18 protein-coding genes and 1 tRNA gene are annotated in these 20,787 nt (G+C 39.6%); all 19 read right to left on the bottom strand.

The features are described 5' to 3' along the window. Nucleotides 1-81 precede the first annotated feature (81 nt). Nucleotides 82-528, bottom strand: a complete 447-nt coding sequence (locus tag AM608_RS09180; RefSeq protein WP_009417407.1) for a copper resistance protein NlpE N-terminal domain-containing protein — start codon at nt 526-528, stop codon at nt 82-84. Between the two features lie 20 nt (nt 529-548). Next, entirely contained in the window at nt 549-2,003 is a 1,455-nt protein-coding gene (locus AM608_RS09175) for a HAMP domain-containing sensor histidine kinase (RefSeq protein ID WP_053581531.1), read from the bottom strand. A gap of 19 nt (nt 2,004-2,022) precedes the next feature. Then, nucleotides 2,023-2,373 carry an SPOR domain-containing protein gene (locus tag AM608_RS09170; protein ID WP_009410186.1) on the bottom strand — a complete coding sequence of 117 codons (351 nt, stop codon included), beginning with the start codon at nt 2,371-2,373 and terminating at the stop codon, nt 2,023-2,025. Between the two features lie 10 nt (nt 2,374-2,383). Further along, nucleotides 2,384-3,070, bottom strand: a complete 687-nt coding sequence (locus tag AM608_RS09165) for a hypothetical protein (protein ID WP_053581530.1) — start codon at nt 3,068-3,070, stop codon at nt 2,384-2,386. Nucleotides 3,071-3,093: 23 nt separating this feature from the next. Next, a complete protein-coding gene (gene pyrR, locus AM608_RS09160; RefSeq protein WP_053581529.1) occupies nt 3,094-3,666 on the bottom strand; it encodes a bifunctional pyr operon transcriptional regulator/uracil phosphoribosyltransferase PyrR in 573 nt (190 codons plus the stop codon). A gap of 5 nt (nt 3,667-3,671) precedes the next feature. Next, nucleotides 3,672-6,161: an O-antigen ligase family protein gene (locus AM608_RS09155; protein ID WP_053581528.1), complete on the bottom strand. Its 2,490-nt coding sequence runs from the start codon at nt 6,159-6,161 to the stop codon at nt 3,672-3,674. A gap of 112 nt (nt 6,162-6,273) precedes the next feature. Beyond that, a complete protein-coding gene (locus AM608_RS09150; protein ID WP_157466349.1) occupies nt 6,274-7,380 on the bottom strand; it encodes a DNA replication/repair protein RecF in 1,107 nt (368 codons plus the stop codon). A 160-nt stretch (nt 7,381-7,540) separates the two neighbouring features. Further along, nucleotides 7,541-7,924 (bottom strand): lipocalin family protein, encoded by a 384-nt coding sequence (locus tag AM608_RS09145; protein WP_082315855.1) that lies wholly within the window; start codon nt 7,922-7,924, stop codon nt 7,541-7,543. Nucleotides 7,925-7,997: 73 nt separating this feature from the next. Then, on the bottom strand, nt 7,998-8,717 hold the full coding sequence (locus AM608_RS09140; protein ID WP_053581525.1) for a leucine-rich repeat domain-containing protein: 720 nt from the start codon (nt 8,715-8,717) through the stop codon (nt 7,998-8,000). 8 nt (nt 8,718-8,725) lie between these two features. After that, nucleotides 8,726-9,838, bottom strand: coding sequence for a thiol-activated cytolysin family protein (locus tag AM608_RS09135; protein ID WP_053581524.1), 1,113 nt, complete (start codon nt 9,836-9,838; stop codon nt 8,726-8,728). A gap of 104 nt (nt 9,839-9,942) precedes the next feature. Beyond that, nucleotides 9,943-10,797 (bottom strand): hypothetical protein, encoded by an 855-nt coding sequence (locus AM608_RS09130; RefSeq protein ID WP_053581523.1) that lies wholly within the window; start codon nt 10,795-10,797, stop codon nt 9,943-9,945. Between the two features lie 15 nt (nt 10,798-10,812). After that, nucleotides 10,813-11,694: a hypothetical protein gene (locus tag AM608_RS09125; RefSeq protein ID WP_053581522.1), complete on the bottom strand. Its 882-nt coding sequence runs from the start codon at nt 11,692-11,694 to the stop codon at nt 10,813-10,815. 834 nt (nt 11,695-12,528) lie between these two features. Further along, nucleotides 12,529-12,602, bottom strand: a tRNA-Asn gene (locus AM608_RS09120). A 215-nt stretch (nt 12,603-12,817) separates the two neighbouring features. Then, nucleotides 12,818-14,200 (bottom strand): dipeptidase, encoded by a 1,383-nt coding sequence (locus AM608_RS09115; protein WP_053581521.1) that lies wholly within the window; start codon nt 14,198-14,200, stop codon nt 12,818-12,820. A 73-nt stretch (nt 14,201-14,273) separates the two neighbouring features. Next, nucleotides 14,274-16,598 (bottom strand): glycoside hydrolase family 20 protein, encoded by a 2,325-nt coding sequence (locus AM608_RS09110; protein ID WP_053581520.1) that lies wholly within the window; start codon nt 16,596-16,598, stop codon nt 14,274-14,276. 30 nt (nt 16,599-16,628) lie between these two features. Next, nucleotides 16,629-17,324 (bottom strand): ZIP family metal transporter, encoded by a 696-nt coding sequence (locus AM608_RS09105; protein ID WP_053581519.1) that lies wholly within the window; start codon nt 17,322-17,324, stop codon nt 16,629-16,631. Between the two features lie 7 nt (nt 17,325-17,331). Continuing rightward, a complete protein-coding gene (locus AM608_RS09100; RefSeq protein WP_172672753.1) occupies nt 17,332-18,462 on the bottom strand; it encodes a GNAT family N-acetyltransferase in 1,131 nt (376 codons plus the stop codon). After that, entirely contained in the window at nt 18,443-19,387 is a 945-nt protein-coding gene (locus tag AM608_RS09095) for a transporter (RefSeq protein ID WP_053581518.1), read from the bottom strand. Before AM608_RS09095 ends, AM608_RS09100 begins: the two co-directional genes overlap by 20 nt. A 56-nt stretch (nt 19,388-19,443) precedes the next feature. Then, nucleotides 19,444-20,715, bottom strand: a complete 1,272-nt coding sequence (locus AM608_RS09090; protein ID WP_053581517.1) for a nucleotide sugar dehydrogenase — start codon at nt 20,713-20,715, stop codon at nt 19,444-19,446. Nucleotides 20,716-20,787: the final 72 nt, after the last annotated feature.

The raw sequence follows: 20,787 nt of genomic DNA, 5'->3' as shown, positions 1-20,787 counted from the left end.
ACATATTTTTTCTTCTTTGTAAAAGAAAAGGCTGTTCAATCTTGTATTGAACAGCCTTCGCATTACATAAGATTTTACTTGTTACATTTGTTTGGTAAGAGTATATTCTTTTACCATTTTAGGTTCTTTACCATCTTCACCTACTTGTACGATATTATCGCCTTTGGTAATATAGAAAGATTTGTGATTATCAGCTTTAGAAACGAGTGTAAAACCTTTATCAGTGTGTTCTACTTTACCTTCTTCTTTAGATTCGAAGTTTTTGCTTGCACAGTTTTCTTGTTTTACATAGGTGTCATCGGCATAGAGATGGATAACGGTAGCCATTCCGCCGCAATCGGCAGCAGGAAGAGTACCTACATAAGTAGCTAACAATTGAGGAGTTACCATTTCTTCTACTTTTTCAGCAGCATTCTCCATCATAGTAGTGGTTTCACTTACTACAGTGTTAGCAGTTTGTGAAGGATTGTTTTGGCAGGAGGCGAGCATAAGCACAGCAACTCCCAATGTTAAGATGTGATTTTTCATAAAATATAATGTTTATTTATTTACTTATTCAAAAAGTGTACCAATACTACAGTAAATTCACTTCCCTTTCCTACTTCGGAAGTAAAATGAATGCTACCCCCGTAGGAAAGTACGATGTTTTTCACCATTGCTAATCCCAAGCCACTACCACTGGTTTTGGTAGTGAATTTTGGTTCGAATATCTTTTCTTTATCGACATCGGGGATACCCGTACCATTGTCTTTTACTTTTAGAGTAATATCGGTATCGGTTTTATTAAGGCTCACTTCAATAGAAGGGAAAGGTTCGTTTTCGGTAGCTTGTAGCGCATTTTTCACCAAATTGGTAACTACACGACCGAGCTGGTCTTTGTCGAATACACTTATAATCTCATCGTGAGAATGGGTGAAGTGAATTTCATCAGAATTAAAGATATCTAAAGTGCGTTTGATAACAGAAACAAAATCGAATTCCTCATCATTTTTAGCAGGCATATTGGTAAGTGCCGAGAAGGCAGTAGAAATATTACTCAATATGTCTATCTGTTGGATAAGAGATTCGCAGAATTCATTAGTTTGTTCAGCGGTTTGAGGCTCTCGAAGGGCTTTGCGTTGATAACTTTGCACGGAGAGACGCATAGGAGTAAGAGGATTTTTGATTTCGTGTGCTACCTGCTTTGCCATATCGCGCCACGCTTGTTCGCGTTCGGATTGCGCCAAAAGGGCTTTGCTGTTCTCAATCTCATCAATCATTCCATTATAGGCATTTACCAACTCGGTAATCTCGGTAGGGGCAGACTTTAGAAGTATCTTTTCGTTTTGGGAGAGCAAACGAGTTTTCTCTAAACGACCTTCAATGGTTTTAAGCGATTTGGTAATATATTTAGAAATGAAGTAAGCTACCGTAAGGGCAACTACCAAGAGCGAGAAATACACCATCGCTAAGTTGTACAACGACCCTTTTAAAGCGCGCTCGTTGAAGGTGTCGTTCTCGAAATAAGGAATGTTGAGAATAGCGATAGGCTTGAACTGCAAATCGGTAATATAACTGTAAGAGGTTTGATAACCACGCCCTGCAAATTCGTGGTGCTCAACAAGACGTTTATTGAGCGTAGCAGAAAGCTGATGCAATACATCAGGAGGAATGAAAAACGCATCTTGGTCGGGCGAGAGAGAGGCTTTGGAGCTTTTTAGCAGAACGCCGTCGAGGTCATAGAGGGCAAAGTTTAGGTTTTGGATATTGGCAATGCTGTAGATATCCTCCCGAAAGATAAGGGGTATATAAGGGGTTTCGACAGGGAAAGTGGTTTGCGAGAATACATATTGTATCTGCATCTTGATTTGGTTTTCCTTGTCGATAAGTCGCTCATCGTGATATTCTAATGCCTGTTTTTTATACTGCCCAATCATTACAAAAGCTAAGATAGCGAAAGCTACTAGCACGAGTAGGGTCATACTGAGGAATATCTGAAAACGAAGGGTGTTTTTTTTAAACATAGTGTCCCCTTATTACAGGTTATTTTAAGCCTATTACAAAGGCTGCGGGATAAGATTTTTTAATCTCTACAAGTTTCTTCTCAGCCTCTAAACGCGTACGGAAACTACCAAGGCGCACTTTGTAGTTAGGCGACTCGAAAGTGAGCAATACAGGGTATTGTTTGTATTTGCTTTTGGCATCGAGCATTACTTTATTAGCTTCGGTGATATTGCCATTATAGATTTGTACTTGGAAAGCGCTCTCGGTACGAGCTATTTCCTTTTTGAGTTCCATAGCATCGGCTATATTCTTTTCCTGACTAATAGTTATTTGTGCATAGGAAGCGCTTGTGAGCAATAGTATTCCAGCTATAAATATGTTTTTCATCATCAATATAAATTTAATTCTTTTGTTTTCTTTGGCGTAAGAACCAATACAATTTACTAAATCCAAAGCCTATGCCAAACAAGGCTATAAAGAAAGTAAATATACCTCCCAATACTTTTAAATTGATAGGTTCACTTTGGGGAACGTAGAGTATTTGTCCGTTAGCAGTACCTATAAGTCCTAAGAGAGTGATAAGCAAACTCACCAAAAAGTGCAACTCTAAGCGCAGGTCTTTCTCGGGTAAGAGCTTTTGGAGACCCCAAGCACCTAATATAATAAACACTACCACGCTCGCACCTATCCAAAAGGCAATATGCTCAAACGATACCCCTGTATAATAAAAGATGGCTTGAGTGAGCACGTAGAACAATGCAGGAAAGATAAGCAGGTTAGGATACCACTGCAAAACTCTATGCCAACGACTTTCTTTACCTTTAAAAAGCGTCCGTAGTGAAGTAAAACAATACGCCATACACACAGCAGTTTCTACGGTGAGCAGTACGGTAATATTGCCAAGAACTTTGGGGTCGCTGAGCATTGTTTGGAGGGTAACTTGTGACTGCTCTGAGGCAAAATCAGTAGCCAACCATACAAACAAGAAACAAACAGCTGCAAATAACACCTGTTGCCACAGTTTCCAAAAACTGAGTTTCAGCACTACGTTCAGCATTATAAAGGCTGTAAGAATTGCTATCACCATATCACATATCCCTTATCTCTTACTTACATACTCAGTTGCGCCAGCTCGCCGATTTTACTTATTACCTTTACTGAGTCTTCTCCGTCGTTTTGTTTCCAGTGTACTACCACACGTTCATCATTGATAGCGTCTACTTGCTTACCGCTGTAATCGGGTTGTATGGGAAGATGACGACTAAAACGCCTATCAATAAGCACTAAGAGCTCTATTTCAGAAGGACGCCCGAAGCTCTGTATAGCACTGAGAGCAGCGCGAATACTGCGCCCTGTGTAGAGCACATCGTCTATAAATACCACTCTCTTGTTTTCGACGATAAAGTCGATAGCAGTAGAGTTGGCTTCAAGAGGTCTACCTGTGCGCCTAAAATCGTCGCGAAAGAAAGTAATATCCAATAAGCCTAATGGAATATCAGCAATGTGGTATTCGTTAGTGAGTAGTTCTACCAATCGCTCAGCTAAATAAGTGCCACGAGGCTGGATACCGATAAAAACCGTATTCGAGAAATCATTATGGTTTTCTATCAGCTCACAAGCGAGGCGGTGTAGCATCACTCGGAGTTCCTTCTCGCTGAGGATTTGTTTTGTATAGGTATTCATTTGACTTAAAAACTGAGGGTATTTAAGTTGCGTTGAGCATCGGCATTGCCCTCGCTAGCGGCTTTTTGGAAAAAGACTTTGGCATTCGCCTTGTCGCCCAACATATAGTAGCAAGAGGCACGATAATTATTCAGTACAGCATCTACGGGCACTCCTAAGCTCTCCATTTCAGCCATATCATTAATAGCTTTTTGGTATTGCTGTGTGTTGTAGTAACTAATAGCACGATACCTGAGCCCATCTATATGAGCAGGTACTTTTTCCAAGAACTTCGTAAATATAGGAATTGCTTCAGCATAACGTTGCTGCAAATAGAGTTGCATTGCCTGAGTGTAAAGAGGAGCAAACTGTTCTACCTGCATACGCGAGATAATCTTGTTGCGGTTATTAATTATATCTTTATTATCGGGCAAATATACAATGGCACTATCTAAGGTAGCACGAGCATCAGCTATTAAGTTATTTTTCTCTTGCAGATAAGCCAAAGAGTTCCACGCTTGTACCTCACTGCGATTACCGCGAAGAGCGTCTCTATCTACATCTACGTGGAAACGGTTTTTCAGTATAGTTTTCCACTTAGGTTGTGGTTTCTGCACACTGTCTTTTTCCAAGCCTAAATACTGTTTGAGCAAGTGAATCGATTCTTGTTCTTTACCCATATTGTTCAGCGCAAAGGTCTCTAAATTTAGGTTACCGAAGAAATTCGGCTTTATCATTCGGGCTTTATGAGCATATTTATAAATACTATCGTTGTTTTTGTTTTCTTCCATAAAGTATGATACAGCAGTAAAATACTCAGGGCGCGCATCATAAGGGTGGTAATGAATGGAAGCCAATACTTTACGTGCCTCATCGAATTTCTTTTCGTCTATCAAGTAACGCGCTTTTTCTACATCTACAGGCTCAGCCACTGCCGTGAGATTTGGAATACGAGGATAGTTGCGTATCAGGTAATCCGAAGGTGATTTAGTAGGACGCACCCCTTGTTGCTCTTCTTTTACCATACGTTGTATTTTAGAAGAATCAAAGTACATACGTTCTACTACCACATTCAAAACCATTGCCACTACGGCTACTGCTCCTATAAAACCTACAACACTCATTGGCAATTTGCGCTCTTCTGCTTTTTTCTTACTGAAATACAATACTGCCAGACCTACTGCTATCCCTACATAAATACCAAAAAGGGCTTGAATTTCGGGGCGGTCTTGAGGAAAGTTAAAGAATGCATCGAACGAATAAGCAAAGAGACCAAACAATGGTAAGAAAAACCATTGCTCTTGCTCAGGATTCTTGTTTTTATAAGTGCCTCTTAGGAAATAATAAGCTGCTAAGAGGAAAATAGCCAAGAACGCCAACCCTGCGAAGATTCCCGCTTCGGCGGTGAGCTCCAAAAAGTCGTTGTGGTTCTTATACATATAAATATAATGCGGACTATAAGAATTCTCATACTGTAAGAAGCGTACCTTCCAGTTACCAATGCCTACGCCCAACAGTGGGTCGTTCGGGATCATATCAGTAGCAGTAATTACCCAAGCCGTTTTACGCAAGTTGTTACTGGTATTCTCTTGATTAGCTACCTCAGCTAAACGAGCCCCGAAACTGGTGCTTTGTCGCACTTGTTGAGGGTAGAGATAGTTCTGTACAAACGAGAAAATACCAAAAGCAAGAACTACCAAGCCTACGTGCATCAGTACTTTTACGCCCGTTTCACGGCGTTTTAAGATAAAATAGTCGATAGCACCATACGTGATGAAGATAAGCGTTGTAAGAATAGTTGCTAAATAGAAAGCACGGGTACTCATAAAGAAGATTGCCAAAGTACCGACTAAAACACCTATCCCTCCGATGATACGCAAGGTGTTTTTCTGAAAATAAAACAACCAGATAGCAAAAGGTATCTTAATAAACATAGCCGAAGCCAAAATATTCTTGTTAGAATACGAGCCTTTGATATTGTAATCAGCACTAATACCCTTGATGATGCCTTTTACCCCGTCGAGGGTTACCAAAAAGTCATAACACAAAAGAATTGTCATCGCAACTGCCAAATGTACTAAACTCTTTTTGTTGTAAATTACCAAAGCCGATACCATCCAAGCAGCTGAGAAAGCTGTAAATATCTTAAAGAAGTGCAAAATCGCTTCTTCTATATCAATAGCTTTGGTAAACGAGAGCAATGCCAATACCATTATCAGGCAGTAAGCAATTCCTATTTTATTGGTAAAAAAGCCAAACAGTAATTGTGTGCGTTCTCTGAATTCTTTAATAAAAAACACAAGCCCTACTACTATCAAGTTCAGAATAGCAAAGGTGTAAAACTTTGTAGCATTGGAGTCGAATGCCATCCAGTTAGGGGTAAGTACCGTTACATAGCCATAGGCAATGAGCAAGACACTCGCCAAAAGCTTCATACTCGAACTCCCTTCCTCACTCACTGTGGGGGTAGGTTTAATAGGATTCTTGCTGGGTGTTTTCTTCTTGTTGGGTTTCATCTTATGTATTTATATAATTTTTCAACTAACAATTAACAATTAATATCTGTAAAAGTCACTTTCTCTTCTCATTTACCTTTTATCTCTTATCTCTTACCAGCTCTTATGGCTCTTACTGCCCGTGCGACTCGCACCTTTTACCTATTTGAATCATCTCATACGCCAGTCCCGTTTGCTTCACTACGTCTTCGGTGCGTTGCGAATGAGTATCGGTAATAAAAAGCTGTCCGAAATGTTTTTGAGTAACCAACTGCACCAACTGCGTTACGCGAGTATCGTCAAGCTTATCAAAAATATCATCTAGAAGCACTATAGGCGTAATCCCTAACGATTGCTTCAACACTTCAAACTGCGATAGCTTTAAGGCTATCAAAAAAGACTTCTGTTGCCCCTGACTGCCATACTTCTTCATCGGGTAGCCCTCAATCTCAAAAAGCAAATCGTCCTTGTGAATACCTGCGGTAGTGTATTGCGCACTGCGGTCTCGCTCAGTATTTTCGGCAAGCTGGGTAGCCAAATCGCTTTGGTGCAAACTGCTGTCGTAGTGCAAACTCACTCGTTCCTTACCCCCCGAAATATACGCATACTGCTCGCTAAAGATAGGCAAAAACTCTTCCATAAAAGCTCGCCGTTTCTCATAAATGTGTTGTCCTAAGGGCGCCAACTGCTCGTCGTAAATGTGCAAAGTCTCTAAAGAGAAAACGCCTCCTTCTGCCATTTGTTTCAGTAACGTATTGCGTTGCAAGAGCGTGCGGTTGTAGCGCAAGAGCAGTTCTAAGTAAGCCCTATCAGTTTGCGAAATCACACTATCCAAAAACTTACGGCGTGTTTCACTACCTTCTACTATCAAGTCGCGGTCGGAAGGTGAAATGAGCACCATAGGGTATTTACCTATATGGTCAGCCAGACGTTCATAGGCTTTACCGTTGTGTTTCATCACTTTCTTCTGTCCTTTTTTAAGGCTACATACTATCTGCTCTTCACGTTCTTCCTGCCGAAACTGTCCTTCGATAAGATAAAACTCCTCGCCGTGGCGTACGTTCTGCACTGCCGAAGTAGTAAAGTAGCTCTTCGCCATACCTAAGTGATAAATAGCATCAAGCAGATTCGTTTTCCCTACACCATTATCCCCTACAAAACAGTTGATAGTAGGGCTAAAGGCATACGCTTGTGAGAGTATGTTCTTGTAGTTTACGACCGATATTTGTTTGAGAAACATCATTTGTTAGTGCAAAGGTACGAATAATTTGTGAATTACCAAATTTGTATCTCTCTTGCTTGTTTTTCTTAACTCTTAGCTCCTTTTTAATATCCCAAAGTGTTATACAATAAAAAAGAGACGAATACTATTCGTCTCTTTTTTATAGATTTACCAAATCTTATTTCCGTTTAAAGATAGCGTATGAATCACTAAAATAAACAACGCGAAGGCGAGATCCACCATTCTCTAAAACACAAGTGTAATAATGACTTGTATCACTTTTCTTTCTTATTTTATCTTTTTCACCTACCTCAGTAACATAATTGTAATCATCTATTTGAGAGTTACAATCATCTCCATTTTTCCAGTGTTTATAGTAAGTAAAACGGTCATCTGTAATAAGGAGTCTTGTTTGACCAGTGCAATTGTCAATAGGAATATCAACTCCTCCTGTTACTATTTTTACGGCTTGCCACTCACCAATGATTGAGTTGCCTGTTTTATCATCGTCTTTACAAGCAAAGAGCATAAAGGCGGATAATATGAATAAAATATTTCTCATCTTATAATTATTTTTAAAGTAATGGCAGATGTTATATCTGTATCTACCATTACTGTAGTTTTACAAAATTATGCTATTCCTCTTCCGAAATGATATTAGTGTAACGCTTAAATCCCTCATCGTTTTTATACACCTCTAATCTCCCTTTAGGCACATAAATACGAGCTATAGGATTAATTAGAGTATTAAAAGGATCTTTTACTCTGGGGGGATTTATTCCTCTAAAGGTAGCTGTAGTTAATTTACTACAAGCGAAAAATGCCCCCTCTGCAATATTCTGTATATTTTTAGGAATTGTAACCGAAATAATCGTTCCATTACCCCAAAAAGCACTTTCACCAATAGCTTGTAAGCTTTCAGGGAAATTGAGAGAGGGAATTTCACAATCATAGAAAGCACCTTTGTCAATAGAGATAAGCCCTTCTAAGAATTGAACAGAGGTGAGTGATGATGACCCAAAAGCAAATTCTTTTATGACCTGTACACCTGTGGGGATAGTAATACTCGTTATTTTAGTATACCAAAATGCTTCTTTTTCTATACTCTTTAAATTGGTAGGGAGTGTAATATTTACTATATTTTTATGTATATAGAAAGCTTTTTCACCTATAACTTGTACTTTACTAAGAATAGGATCAGCTTGCATATCAAGAGCTGTTGTATTCTCATTCTTCCATTTTACTAAAGTAAGTCCATCAGGGCTTAACTCATAGTCGGAAGAAGAGATCCCACTATCTTTATCTTTACAAGCAAAGAACATAAAAACGGATAATATAAATAAAATGTTTCTCATAGCTATTCTTATTTATAGTTAAAACGCTGTTCTATAAACATAGTACGTACTGTTACTTCGCGATTGTCTTTTAAGGAACGTACTTTATAACCAATAGGAACAGCTCCTTTTACTAAACTTTCTGACTTAGGCACTAGCAAAAATTTAATAAAGCTATCATAGTCTGTTACTGTTTTAGCTTCTGATAAAGGACCTCCTGCAAGTAATATTTTTATATGTTTTTCACTAAAATAGGCTCTTTGTGTATCAATTAGTTTCGTATCTACTGTTCCTCCTACTGTTTTAAGACCTACACCAATACTTGCCTCTATTTTCTTTGTAACTTCTGAAACACTTTCATCAGTTTCAACTAATAGAGTAGCTACACGCCCATAATCTACACTACTGATATATACAGGCTCATAATTACCTATGATTTGGATATTTCCCCATTCGTTAGCCGATTTAGGATCAATAGATACATTGTAAAACAGTTGGCGTACTTTTATCAATATATGTTTTTTAGTATTAATATTGAGTTCTTTTTGCTCATAACCAAAACTACCTTTTGCCAATCCTTTAAGCACTTCTACTTTTACGTGAATCCCTAAGGTTTTACAAAAACTTTCTTGAGTTGTTACTTCATTAGAAACATAGGACATATATGATGCAACATTATTATAGTCTACCTTTTCAGCTTTTTGGCTTACCAACGTATTTACTTTTTCTCTTACATCACTGGGAGTAGGAATAGCTGTTACTTTCACTACAGCTCCTGAGCCTTTTAAAGTAGTAGAGAGCGTAATTTCTTTTGGGTTGTTAATTTTCAAATTGGTATACTCCCCTTCTAAAAAGGCTTCTCCATTCAATACACTACCTGGGTAGATAGTTTCGAGGTTCGTGGCATCTACTATCTGAACAGGGTCTAAGGTTTGTTGTACTTTAACGGTTTCAATCACCTCATTCTTGTTGCCTATAAACCTACCTGTTTCCTTAGAGGCAATCACTTGTTCGCCTTGCTCAGGAAACGTTACTGATTTCAAACCAGCAAGCCGGTCTGAAAAACTCTCATCTTTATTACAAGATAACACACACATAGCTACTGCTATGAAACTTACAGATTTTAAATTTAATAATTTCATATTCGTCTATTTTTTATTTTATATCTTCTTCTTTACTCAAGCACTAATAGCAACTGTTAATAATGCACAAATAGTTATTTTTGTTAAGTTCATAATATATACAATTATTCTAAAAACCTATCGCTTTTTTCAATAGGTACATTGTAATAAGTAACACGAAATTCCTCTTGTCCTTCTTTTTGCTGTACAATAGTAATTGAAGCTAAGTGATGTGTATCCCTTTCTTCTTTATCTTTAAAAGAAAGCACCTTTCCTTCTTCAAAAGCTCCTTCATATTTAAAACGATTACATCTCACAATAAATGTCTTATTCCACTCCTTGCCGGGGGGAGAAAGATAAATATCAGTCTCATTTACCCCATCTTCCATTTTAAGATTATAATGTATAACTGGTCTACTTTCTCCATCAATATTTCCCCTATCAGTAGAATAATTTAAGTAACGTTTTAGTTCTATCCTTACCGCATTAAAGTTAAGGCTGGGTAACTCTATTTTTTTGAGTTCTTCTCCGTTTAACATCTTTTGCAAGATAAAAGGAAGTTTAAATGTGCCAGGTACAAGGGGTTTAATGTAAAACTTGTAACTCCCTATTTTATGAAACTCTATATAAGGTTCGGTAACTCTTACTTTCTCACCATTGGCATTTTCAAGATAAAAATCATAATCCACTCGTGTTTGGTGGTTTTTATCCTCCTTCGTGATAGGAGTTAATACATATTTTACACTGGGTTCACTACTATCAGCTTCATTAATAGTAAGCGTATAGGGAATTTCATCTCCTACTACTATATTTTTGAGATTTTTGTAAGGTATTATCTCCTCCCCATAGGCACCTGTAAAACCGTCTTTAATTGTAGCTGTAAATTCTATAGGTTGCTGTGGTTGCTCTTCATTAGTACTATCCTTGCTACAAGAGGTAATACAGATTGTTAAACTTATAAAGGCTAAAAACTTTTTCATTTTTGTTGTTTTTATTTAAAAAAAATGTCGTTCAAAATGGTCTTCGTTCCTTTTTTCAACAGGAATATTAAGATATTCTATACGAAGCTCTTCCTCTCCTTCTCTTTTTTGAACAATAGTAATAGTAGCAAAATCATAGGAATAAAAGTGAAAGTCAAAAGTGTATTTCTCCCCTGCTCTTAAATCCCCTGAAAAAGTAGGGGTGTTGCTATTATTGCATTTTATGGCAAATGTTTGTGTTGTCTTTTCTTTAGGCGATAAATAAATATCCGTTTCTTCATCACCGTCATCTACTTGAAAATAATATATAGAGTTAAAACTTGACATAGGTTTGTCTCCGATATTATAGAACCTTGTCAATTTTTTGTTCATTAATAAAATCTTTACCACATTAAAATTAATAGTAGGGAAAGTTGTTTGTTCTGCTTTTTTCCCCTCGTGTTTTTTTAGTAAAATAAAAGGTATTTTAAATGTGCCAGGAACCAATGGTTTAATATAGAACTTGTACTTCCCTGCTTTACGTAATTCTATATGAGGCCACCCCACTTTCTCTTTTTCTCCTTTGTCGTTTTCAAGGTACATTTCATAGTCTACTTGCAAAGATTGGTGGTTTTTATCACTTGTTTTAGTAGGAATAAGCACATAATTCCCTTCAGAAGATATCTCTTTTTCTTTAATTGTAAGAGTATAAGGAATATAATCCCCTACCAATATATTTTTAAGACTTTTGTGCAAGATGAGTTCTTCTCCGTTCTCTCCTGTAAACCCATCTTTAATAGTAGCACTAAAAGTATCACTTATCACTTCAGGCACTTCTTCTTTTGCAACCTTGTCTTCACTCTTGCTACAACTAATAGAAGCTATTACTAAGCTCATTATAAATAAATACTTTTTCATATCACATTGTTTTTAAATTACCTATCATAAAGATTCTAAAATCTTATATAAGAATAACTATTCTCCATCACGGTACAAAAATACACACTTTTTTGTTCCCCACCAAATATTTCATCATCTTTTTTGTTTTACATATAACACAAACCATTTGCTAACGTTCCTGCCCGTACGCTCACACCTAATCTGTTAATTCCCTAATTTAACTGCCCGTGTGGCTCGCATCCCCTCCCATTTTCTCATTTCCTAATTTGCTAATTCCCTAATTATCCCTTCTCCTTTCCGCCGCTACATTCCCCTTTTTTCGTTGCTCTCTACTCGTCACTACACCCCCTCTCCTTGGGAGAAGTCTCCGAATAGGAGAGTATGTGAACGGGGTGAGGATTCCCTTTTCTTTCGCCTCGAAACCCTCTTTTTAACGTTTTTTGCGTTGTTGTATCACAGTATGAATCAACTACTTATATACCCTTTCTATACCAATCGTCCAAGATTCGTATAAGCTTCCTATAAGCTCTCTATAAGCTAACCCCACCCTCCTTACAGCCATTTTTTACCTTTTACCCAAAACTCCCCTTTTTAAATATTCCGTTTCCTTTCGTAGTGCCTTAATCTCTATTCCCTCTCCGAAAACTCTAACTAATCTTCACACCAGATAGCCAACCAGATTATTGTATTCAACAAAGATTAAATTAGCACCATAAGCATTCATAGTCAGTTATTGCAAGGGAGTGAATTGTATGAAAGAATGTGGAATACTCACAACCGAGCTAAAGAATGGGCTTTATAAGAAGATAAAATAAAAAAAAGCACTTACATTATGTAAGTGCTTTTTTGTTGCTCCCCCTACTGGACTTGAACCAGTGACCCTCTGATTAACAGTCAGATGCTCTAACCAACTGAGCTAAGGAGGAATATATTCTACTTATGTTTTCCTTAATTGCGGTGCAAAGGTACAACTATTTTTGAAACCTGCAAATTTTTAAGCAGAAAAATATTTAATATTTTTTAGTTGTATTGCTAAGTCGTTTATTTTCAACAATAATATAAAGAGACTTTACCGAAAATTTAATAGTCTCTCGTGCTACGAGTTTTGGTAAAGTCCTTATTACTATTTATGTAACTCGTATTACTTTTGTACAAAGTAGTGATAGAACCACGGAATGGTTTCAATACCTTTTAGGAAGTTGAAAATACCGTAGTGTTCGTTAGGTGAGTGGATAGCATCGCTATCTAAACCAAAGCCTAAGAGAATAGATTTGCTACCTAATTCTTCTTCAAAAAGAGCTACAATAGGGATACTACCACCTGAACGCACAGGTATAGGCTCTTTCCCGAAGCTCGCTTGGCAGGCTTTTACTGCTGCTTGGTAAGCAGGCGTATCGGTAGGGGTTACATAGCCTTGTCCGCCGTGGTGCGGAGTTACTTTCACGCGCACACCTGCTGGTGCGATACTCTCAAAGTGTTTGGTGAAGAGCTCGGTAATTTCGTGGTTGTCTTGGTTAGGCACTAAGCGCATTGATATTTTGGCATAAGCCTTACTTGGGATAACCGTTTTAGCTCCTTGTCCGGTATAGCCTCCCCAGATACCATTTACATCAAGGGTAGGACGTATAGAGGCGCGCTCGGTAGTGGTGTAGCCTTTTTCGCCATATACCTCATCGATATCTAAGGCTTTTTTGTAGGCTTCGAGTGAGAAAGGTGCTTTTGCCATTTCATCTCGTTCAGCTTGTGAGAGCTCTTCTACTTTATCGTAGAAATGCGGAATGGTAATGCGGTTGTTCTCGTCGTGCAAAGAAGCAATCATTTTAGTAAGCACGTTGATAGGGTTCGCTACGGCACCACCGTATAAACCAGAATGCAAATCGCGGTTAGCACCGGTAACCTCCACTTCCACATAGCTAAGTCCTCGTAACCCCGTAGTGATAGAAGGGGTGTCGTTAGCCAACATACTGGTATCGGAAATGAGAATAATATCGTTTTTGAGTTTTTCGTGGTTGTTTTTTACAAACCAACTAAGACTTCCTGAGCCTATTTCTTCCTCGCCTTCAATCATAAACTTCACATTGCAAGGGAGCACGTTGTTATTCACCATATATTCAAGGGCTTTCACGTGCATAAACATTTGCCCCTTGTCGTCGCAAGCCCCACGAGCGAAGATAGCTCCATCAGGGTGAATATCGGTTTTTTTGATAACAGGCTCAAAGGGGTCAGATTCCCAAAGCTCAATAGGGTCGGCGGGTTGTACATCATAGTGTCCATATACTAAAACAGTAGGAAGGGCAGGGTCGATAGTTTTTTCGCCATAAACGATAGGGTAGCCAGGGGTTTCACATATTTCCACCTTGTCGCAACCAGCCTTTTCTAAGGCGTTTTTTACAGCATCGGCAGTGTTGAGCACGTCCTGAGAATAGGCAGCATCGGCACTGATAGAGGGCATTTTAAGCAGTTCTATCAGTTCCGCAATAAAGCGGTCTTTGTTTTCATTGATATAATTTTTTACTGAATCCATATGTCAATTAACAATTTACAATTAATAATTATCAATTTGTGGTTTTAAAACGCAACAAAGGTACATTATTTTTCTAAAATACCAAAATTTCATCTATAAAAAGCCAAGCATCACCTCCTTTTGGAGGTGTTTTTACGTTTTTGAGGGTGAGCTTGATATAGCGTGCTTCCGTTGGACTAAACTTCAACACAAAATCTTTTAAGGTGGCTTTCCCTCTCACTACACAAGGCTCGTTGTGTGTTGCTACTTCACGGTAGTTTTTACCGTCGTTTGAAAGGAATACCATAAATTTTACGGGAAAGTAAATACCAGATGCTTGAGCATCCATTGCTCCTATGCGCACCTCTCTCACCTCAGTAGCTTGCTCCAAATCTAGGGTGAGGGTTACATCGTCGCCTAACCAACCGAGCCATTGCCCATCGTGAAAGTTTTTGCTACCGCGAATGATATTGGTGAGCGTCGCTTCTCCTTGCCCTTGATAACTTTTGTGATAAAGTGGACTGTAACTTACTTTCTTATCTATCGCTTTGTGGAATATTACTTCGCCAGTGGTAATGGTGTTGGTCGCCTTTCCACTGAAAACAGTTGCTTTAAAGGTCGTGCTTCTATTCAGCGCAATAGGCTGGTGGTATTTCGTAGCTTTTTCTATAGGAGTATCTCCCAAAGCGTAGCGAATGTCGGCGTTGGGGACTTCACAGTCTAATTTTAGAAAGATATTCCCCTTTTGGTTTTCAACGGTAGGCACTACTTGGTACATAGAGCGGGCATAGTTCACCTTCATCACGTCCAAACGCTTCATAAAGGCTTGAGTGCGATTTATAAAGTTGTCCCAATTCTTCAAGTTATCGGTTGTCCAACTGATTTCAGCAAGCGCCAACAATCGCGGAAAGAGCATATATTCCGAATGTTCAGTGCTACCCACGTGTTCTGCCCATAAGTTGGCTTGCGTACCCAAAATATTTTTTTGCAGCGCTGGGCTGAGGTTTTCTTTTTCAAGACTGTAATGGTAAAGGGTTTTGAGCGGTAAGTAACCGCCATTGGCTTGAGGCTCATAGTCGGGAAGACCTTGATAGTTGTCTATATAGCAATCGCTAGTGAGGACAACAGGGTTACCTTGTTCGAGGGCTTTTTTACCTACCTCGATACCGCGCCAATTCATCACCACTGCATTGTTAGCCAAACCCCCGTCCATTATCTCGTCCCAACCTACCAAAGTGCGCCCTTTGGATAGTAAGAAATCATTTATACGCTTGATAAAATAACTCTGTAATTGGTGCACATCTCTTAAGTGGTGGTCTTTCATACGAGCTTGACATTTAGGGCACTTTTCCCATTCGGTGTGAGTGGCTTCGTCGCCACCTATGTGAATGTATTTACTGGGGAAAAGCTCCATCACTTCGGTAAGTACATCTTCCAAGAAAGTGAAAGTCTCTTCTTGCCCCGCACAATAAATATCGGTGATAGGCCACACCGCGCCTGAGGGTACTCCTATAGGGCGTTTGTGACAAGAGAGTTCGGGGTAAGCCGCTATGGCACTCATTGCGTGGGCAGGCATTTCTATTTCGGGGATTACCGTAATACCACGATCAGCGGCGTATGCTACAATCTCTTTAATATCTTCTTGGGTATAGAAACCTCCGTATTTTTTAGGAGCTGTCGCAGGATTAGCAAAGGCGTTGGCGGAGTTAGGAGTGCGCTCATTCCATAGTTTATCTTCTTGGTCTACACGCCACGCACCTATTTCGGTAAGTTTAGGATACTTTTTAATTTCGATGCGCCAACCTTCATTGTCTACTAAGTGGAAGTGGAAGGTATTGAGCTTGAGCATTGCCATACGGTCGAGGGTTTTCAGTATATATTCCTTGGGGAAGAAATGGCGAGAAACGTCCAGCATCAATCCGCGCCAAGCGTACTGAGGAGCATCAGTGATGGTAACTGCGGGTACCGCCCAATCAGTCTTTACGGGTGTAGTGCTTTCAAACTCTTTAGACAGTAGCTGACGTAGCGTTTCGAGGGCGTAAAGTGCCCCGTTATAACCACCTGCCTTAATAATAATTTCTTTAGGGTTTACAGTGAGGGTATAACCTTCTTTAGGAAGAGATGTATCAGTGTCAATCATTACATAATTAGTCAAGAGAGCTACTTTTTGTACAGAAAACCTAAATCCAGAAGCCTTCTCAAATTGTTCGAGAAAAGAACGCCGAGCTCGCATCAAAGCAGGGTCAATCACAAAAACAGTTTCCTTAGTAAACCGGAAACTACCCTTACCCAGAGTGAGCGATTGGGGTCGCGGAATAACATTAAGGTCACTCTCGGTAAAGGCAACCTCTTTATGAGGAAGTTGGCAAGCAACTACCCATAAAACACTAATGCATAAGAATTTTTTTATTGTCTTCATTGGTTAATTTACGAATTTGCTAATTCTCTTTTATGTAAGATATGCTATCGCAAATCCTACACAAACACTTAAGAACTTTAGCAGGTTAAAGCGATGTCCTTCGGAGTTTTCAAATAAGATAACGGTAGAAATATGCAAGAAAATACCTATTACAATAGCCGAAAGCTCCGTGTGGTAATTGATAAGGCTTGATACTGTGTTGCTTAAAAAAGTGCCTAATGGCGTCATTAGGGCAAAGAAGAGTAAAAACAGTGCTGTCTTCCACTTGTTCACTCCTGAATTCACAAAAAAGGTGGTAAGCACAATAGCCACAGGCAGTTTGTGCACGAATATACCATACACGAGGTCGTGATTATGCCCGTGAGATAGCGGGAAACCTTCTAAAATGGAGTGAATACTAAGGCTGATAAAGAGTGAGAGCGGGAAAGCACTATGCTGGTGTGGGTGTGGGTGCTGGGTGTGACCGTGTTCGGCTCCGTACGAAAAGAACTCTAAGACGATTTGCAAGAGTACTCCTACTATCACAAATAGCCCTATGTATTTAAAACCGTGCTGCTCATCGTGAGAGTGATATACTTCGGGTATCAGCACGAATACAGTGAGTGCTAATAGGTAAGCGCCACTGAAAGAGGGTAGTAATTTGGTGTATTGCTGTTGGGCAGGTTTAAAAAAGGTAACGAATGAGTAGCCTAATACCACTGCCAGAAAAGGGAGAAGATAATTCATTTTACATTTAATCTCTTACCTGTTTTTTAAAGGTAGCACGGCGAGCAAAGATAACGGGGTCAAAGCTCTTCCAGAGTTGTTGAATAGCAATATTTTCTTCGAGTTCAGGTGTAATCACGCAATGAGTAACCCCATTGCGGGTGAATATATCATAATAATAGTCGAACAACAAGGCAGGAATACCCTTACTTTGGTATTCGGGGGCTACCCCAATAAGGTAGAACTCCACCGTATCGTGATGTCGTTTCGATTGTAACAAATACCACCAACCCCAAGGGAAGAGTTTGCCTTTTGCCTTTTGTAATGCTTTAGAGAACGAAGGCATCACTATGGCAAAACATATCAGTTTACCGTCCTTATCTTCAATAAAACGTACATACTCAGGATTGATAAAAGGGATATACTTTTGTTTGAAGTACTCTCGCTGACGTTCGCTTATAGGCACGTAGGAGGCTAACTTAGAATAAGTTTCGTTGTAAAGGTCAAACATTGCATCTACGTGTTTGAGTACTTCTGTAGTAGTAGGCGTATCGATGAACTTTACCCCATAGCGCTTTTTTATGGCTTCAGCAGTTTTCTTAAAGAGCTCAGGTTTAGAGTTCTTTACTAAAAATTCCATCTCTACAAAGCCTTTTTCTTTGGTAAAGCCTAATTGCTCTAAGTGCCGATTATAATAAGGATAGTTATACCACGTCATCATATTCGAGAGATGGTCGTAACCTTCGGTAAGCAATCCCACTTTGTCCATATTCGAAAAACCTATAGGTCCTTCCATATACTCCAGTTGATACTCACGAGCTTTTTCAGCTACCTTATCCAAGAGAGCTTGTGTTACTTGAATGTCGTCTACCATATCCAGCCAACCAAAGCGCACTTTCTTTATGTTCTGTTTAAGGTCGTGCTGATTGATAATAGCTACTACGCGCCCTACCATTTTACCTTTCTCATTGTAAGCTCCGTAAAAGAAGGCTTCGGCATTGTCGAATACAGGGTTCTTGGTTTTGTCAAAAGAGGCTACCTCGTCGCTGATGAGAGGCGGCACCCAATGAGGGTTGTTTTTGTATAAAGACAAAGGAAACTTCACAAACTCGGTAAGTTCCTTTTTAGTGGTGAGTTCTTTAATCAGGATCAATGGCATTACGTCTGTTTCTTTTAGGTTTTTTCTTGTGTTGTATTTTGGTAGTTTCTATTGTTTCACTCAATACCTTCTTGATATAGCTGTTGTGGTTATCGATGCGATAAGAAGCCCCGAACAATCCCATATAGCGTTGTGGGGTATCTTTCCAGCCAAAGCCCATATCGGCATTGAGTTGTATTTTATCGGAAAGCAAGAAGGCAACGCCAAGACGTGTAATTTGGTCGTTGTAATGCTGGCTGTGAATACCTTGATGCTCTGCAAAGATACTAAACCAACCATTGTCTAAGTTATGAGTAACGGTGAACAAATAGCTGTATTCGGTGTTTTTACCGCTTAAGAACCTATCAATGATACCGTTTGCTACCAACACCACACGGGGGATAGGCTCTGCTTGAAAGATAGCTGCTATTTTAGGAGAGAGTGCTGGTATTGATTCGTAGTAATATCGCTTGTTTGGTAAGAAATTCACCCCTGCATAAAGAGATATGGAAGGTGTGAGGTTGCGCCATCTAAAAGAGTTATTAGCCTTCCAACTGTAAATACTCGGCTCTTCATCTAAAAAATCAGGTTTAAAGAGCAAATACTTAGCTCCGATAGTATTGTTCACAAAGCCAAAGTGCGAAGTCGTACCATTAGATGCAATTGTACGGTCATAAGCAAGAGTACCATTGAGCATCACTTCCAATTCTTCTTTATAAAAACCATAACGCACTGCATAGTTCATTCCAGTAAAATCCATAGAAGTGCCTGTCTCTTTGTGGTGGTTGTGCTCGTACCATAAACCTCCTTCAAATTGTAATACTCTCGCCCCTACTGCATAAGCACTTTGTGAAGTGCCTGGGAGGTTTGAGTTAATAATTTCAGTGTATTGTGCCTTTGCCAAAAACGGAAAAGCACAAAGCATTAGCAAGTATATTTTCTTCATTGTATATGAATATTTTAGGCGACAAAGGTAGGAAAAAGTTTTTTACTATACAACTTTTATAACCTAAACACATTCTTCTTCACTTTTAACTTCCCCTTTACGTCGTAAACGATACCGTCTTCTTTTAAGTAATTTCCTATATTCATTTGCAGAAATTCTTGGTGCGCCACGCAAAGCACCACTACATCGTTGTGGGTAGGGAGGTTTTGTGGTTTAATAGCTACCTCAATACCGTACTCTTCAAGAGCCCGCTTAGGGTCTGCCCAAGGGTCGTACACTGTAATATTGTTAGTAAAATTTTCAAGGGTACGGTAGATATCCACTACTTTCGTATTGCGAGTGTCGGGGCAGTTTTCTTTGAATGTAAAACCTAAGAGTAGGATTCGGCTGTCCTTCACAGGCATACCTTGTAAACACAAGCGGTTGATAATCTGATAGGCGATATAGCCTCCCATCGAGTCGTTCGTCTTGCGAGCTTCCATCATTAAGCGTGGCGATACGCCGTGCAGTTTAGCTTTTTGTATAAGGTAGTAAGGGTCTACCCCTATACAGTGTCCACCTACCAGACCGGGGCGGAAGGGCAAGAAGTTCCACTTGCTGCTTGCTGCATCTATCACCGCATTAGTATCAATCTCTAAAATATTGAATATCTTCGCTATCTCATTCATAAAGGCGATATTCACATCACGCTGAGCGTTTTCTATCACTTTAGCGGCTTCGGCTACTTTTATAGACGGAGCAAGGTAAGTGCCTCCCCTCAGCACTGAATTGTAGAGAGTATCTATTTCCTGTGCTACCTCAGGGGTAGAGCCTGAGGTAATCTTGCAGATAGTCTCCACGGTATGGTGCTTATCACCAGGATTAATGCGCTCGGGCGAGTAACCCACAAAGAAATCGCGGTTGTATGCAAGCCCCGACACGCTTTCCAAGATAGGTACACACATCTCTTCCGTCACTCCTGGGTAAACTGTCGATTCGTAAATCACTATATCTCCTTTTTTTAGCAATGAGCCTACTGTTTGGCTCGCCTCGCGCAAGGCGGTAAGGTCGGGTTGCTGATAGAGGTCGATAGGTGTAGGTACTGCCACTATGTACACATTGCAATCCTTAGCGTCATTTGGGTTCGCGGTGCAAATGAGGTGGGTAGCCAATCGCTCTTTAAGGGTTTCACTACAGATTTCGCCCGTAGTGTCAATACCCGTGTTGAGGCTCTCCACTCGCGCCGTATAGGGGTCGTAACCCACTGTGGGATATTTTTTGGCAAACAGACAAGCTAAGGGGAAACCCACATAACCCAGCCCAATAATGCCTATTTTATATGATTTCATCTAAATAATTAACAATTCACAATTAATAATTAACAATCCTTTTCCCAAAACTCCACCTCGTCCAGCAGGGCA

The organism is Capnocytophaga sp. oral taxon 323, from assembly GCF_001278825.1.
GTDB classification, from domain to species: Bacteria; Bacteroidota; Bacteroidia; order Flavobacteriales; family Flavobacteriaceae; genus Capnocytophaga; species Capnocytophaga ochracea.
The sequence above is the reverse complement of the archived record's forward strand: the minus strand, read 5'-3'. Positions and strand labels throughout refer to the sequence as shown.

Bases quoted from the DNA above. Each gene is read 5' to 3' on its own strand.
- AM608_RS09175 (WP_053581531.1), bottom strand. From the start codon at position 2,003: ATGTTTAAAAAAAACACCCTTCGTTTTCAGATATTCCTCAGTATGACC.
- AM608_RS09090 (WP_053581517.1), bottom strand. From the start codon at position 20,715: ATGAAATCATATAAAATAGGCATTATTGGGCTGGGTTATGTGGGTTTC.
- AM608_RS09155 (WP_053581528.1), bottom strand. From the start codon at position 6,161: ATGAAACCCAACAAGAAGAAAACACCCAGCAAGAATCCTATTAAACCT.
- AM608_RS09165 (WP_053581530.1), bottom strand. From the start codon at position 3,070: ATGGTGATAGCAATTCTTACAGCCTTTATAATGCTGAACGTAGTGCTG.
- pyrR (WP_053581529.1), bottom strand. From the start codon at position 3,666: ATGAATACCTATACAAAACAAATCCTCAGCGAGAAGGAACTCCGAGTG.
- AM608_RS09105 (WP_053581519.1), bottom strand. From the start codon at position 17,324: ATGAATTATCTTCTCCCTTTTCTGGCAGTGGTATTAGGCTACTCATTC.
- AM608_RS09170 (WP_009410186.1), bottom strand. From the start codon at position 2,373: ATGATGAAAAACATATTTATAGCTGGAATACTATTGCTCACAAGCGCT.
- AM608_RS09135 (WP_053581524.1), bottom strand. From the start codon at position 9,838: ATGAAATTATTAAATTTAAAATCTGTAAGTTTCATAGCAGTAGCTATG.
- AM608_RS09150 (WP_157466349.1), bottom strand. From the start codon at position 7,380: ATGTTTCTCAAACAAATATCGGTCGTAAACTACAAGAACATACTCTCA.
- AM608_RS09140 (WP_053581525.1), bottom strand. From the start codon at position 8,717: ATGAGAAACATTTTATTTATATTATCCGTTTTTATGTTCTTTGCTTGT.
- AM608_RS09180 (WP_009417407.1), bottom strand. From the start codon at position 528: ATGAAAAATCACATCTTAACATTGGGAGTTGCTGTGCTTATGCTCGCC.
- AM608_RS09125 (WP_053581522.1), bottom strand. From the start codon at position 11,694: ATGAAAAAGTATTTATTTATAATGAGCTTAGTAATAGCTTCTATTAGT.
- AM608_RS09110 (WP_053581520.1), bottom strand. From the start codon at position 16,598: ATGAAGACAATAAAAAAATTCTTATGCATTAGTGTTTTATGGGTAGTT.
- AM608_RS09095 (WP_053581518.1), bottom strand. From the start codon at position 19,387: ATGAAGAAAATATACTTGCTAATGCTTTGTGCTTTTCCGTTTTTGGCA.
- AM608_RS09145 (WP_082315855.1), bottom strand. From the start codon at position 7,924: ATGAGAAATATTTTATTCATATTATCCGCCTTTATGCTCTTTGCTTGT.
- AM608_RS09100 (WP_172672753.1), bottom strand. From the start codon at position 18,462: ATGCCATTGATCCTGATTAAAGAACTCACCACTAAAAAGGAACTTACC.
- AM608_RS09130 (WP_053581523.1), bottom strand. From the start codon at position 10,797: ATGAAAAAGTTTTTAGCCTTTATAAGTTTAACAATCTGTATTACCTCT.
- AM608_RS09115 (WP_053581521.1), bottom strand. From the start codon at position 14,200: ATGGATTCAGTAAAAAATTATATCAATGAAAACAAAGACCGCTTTATT.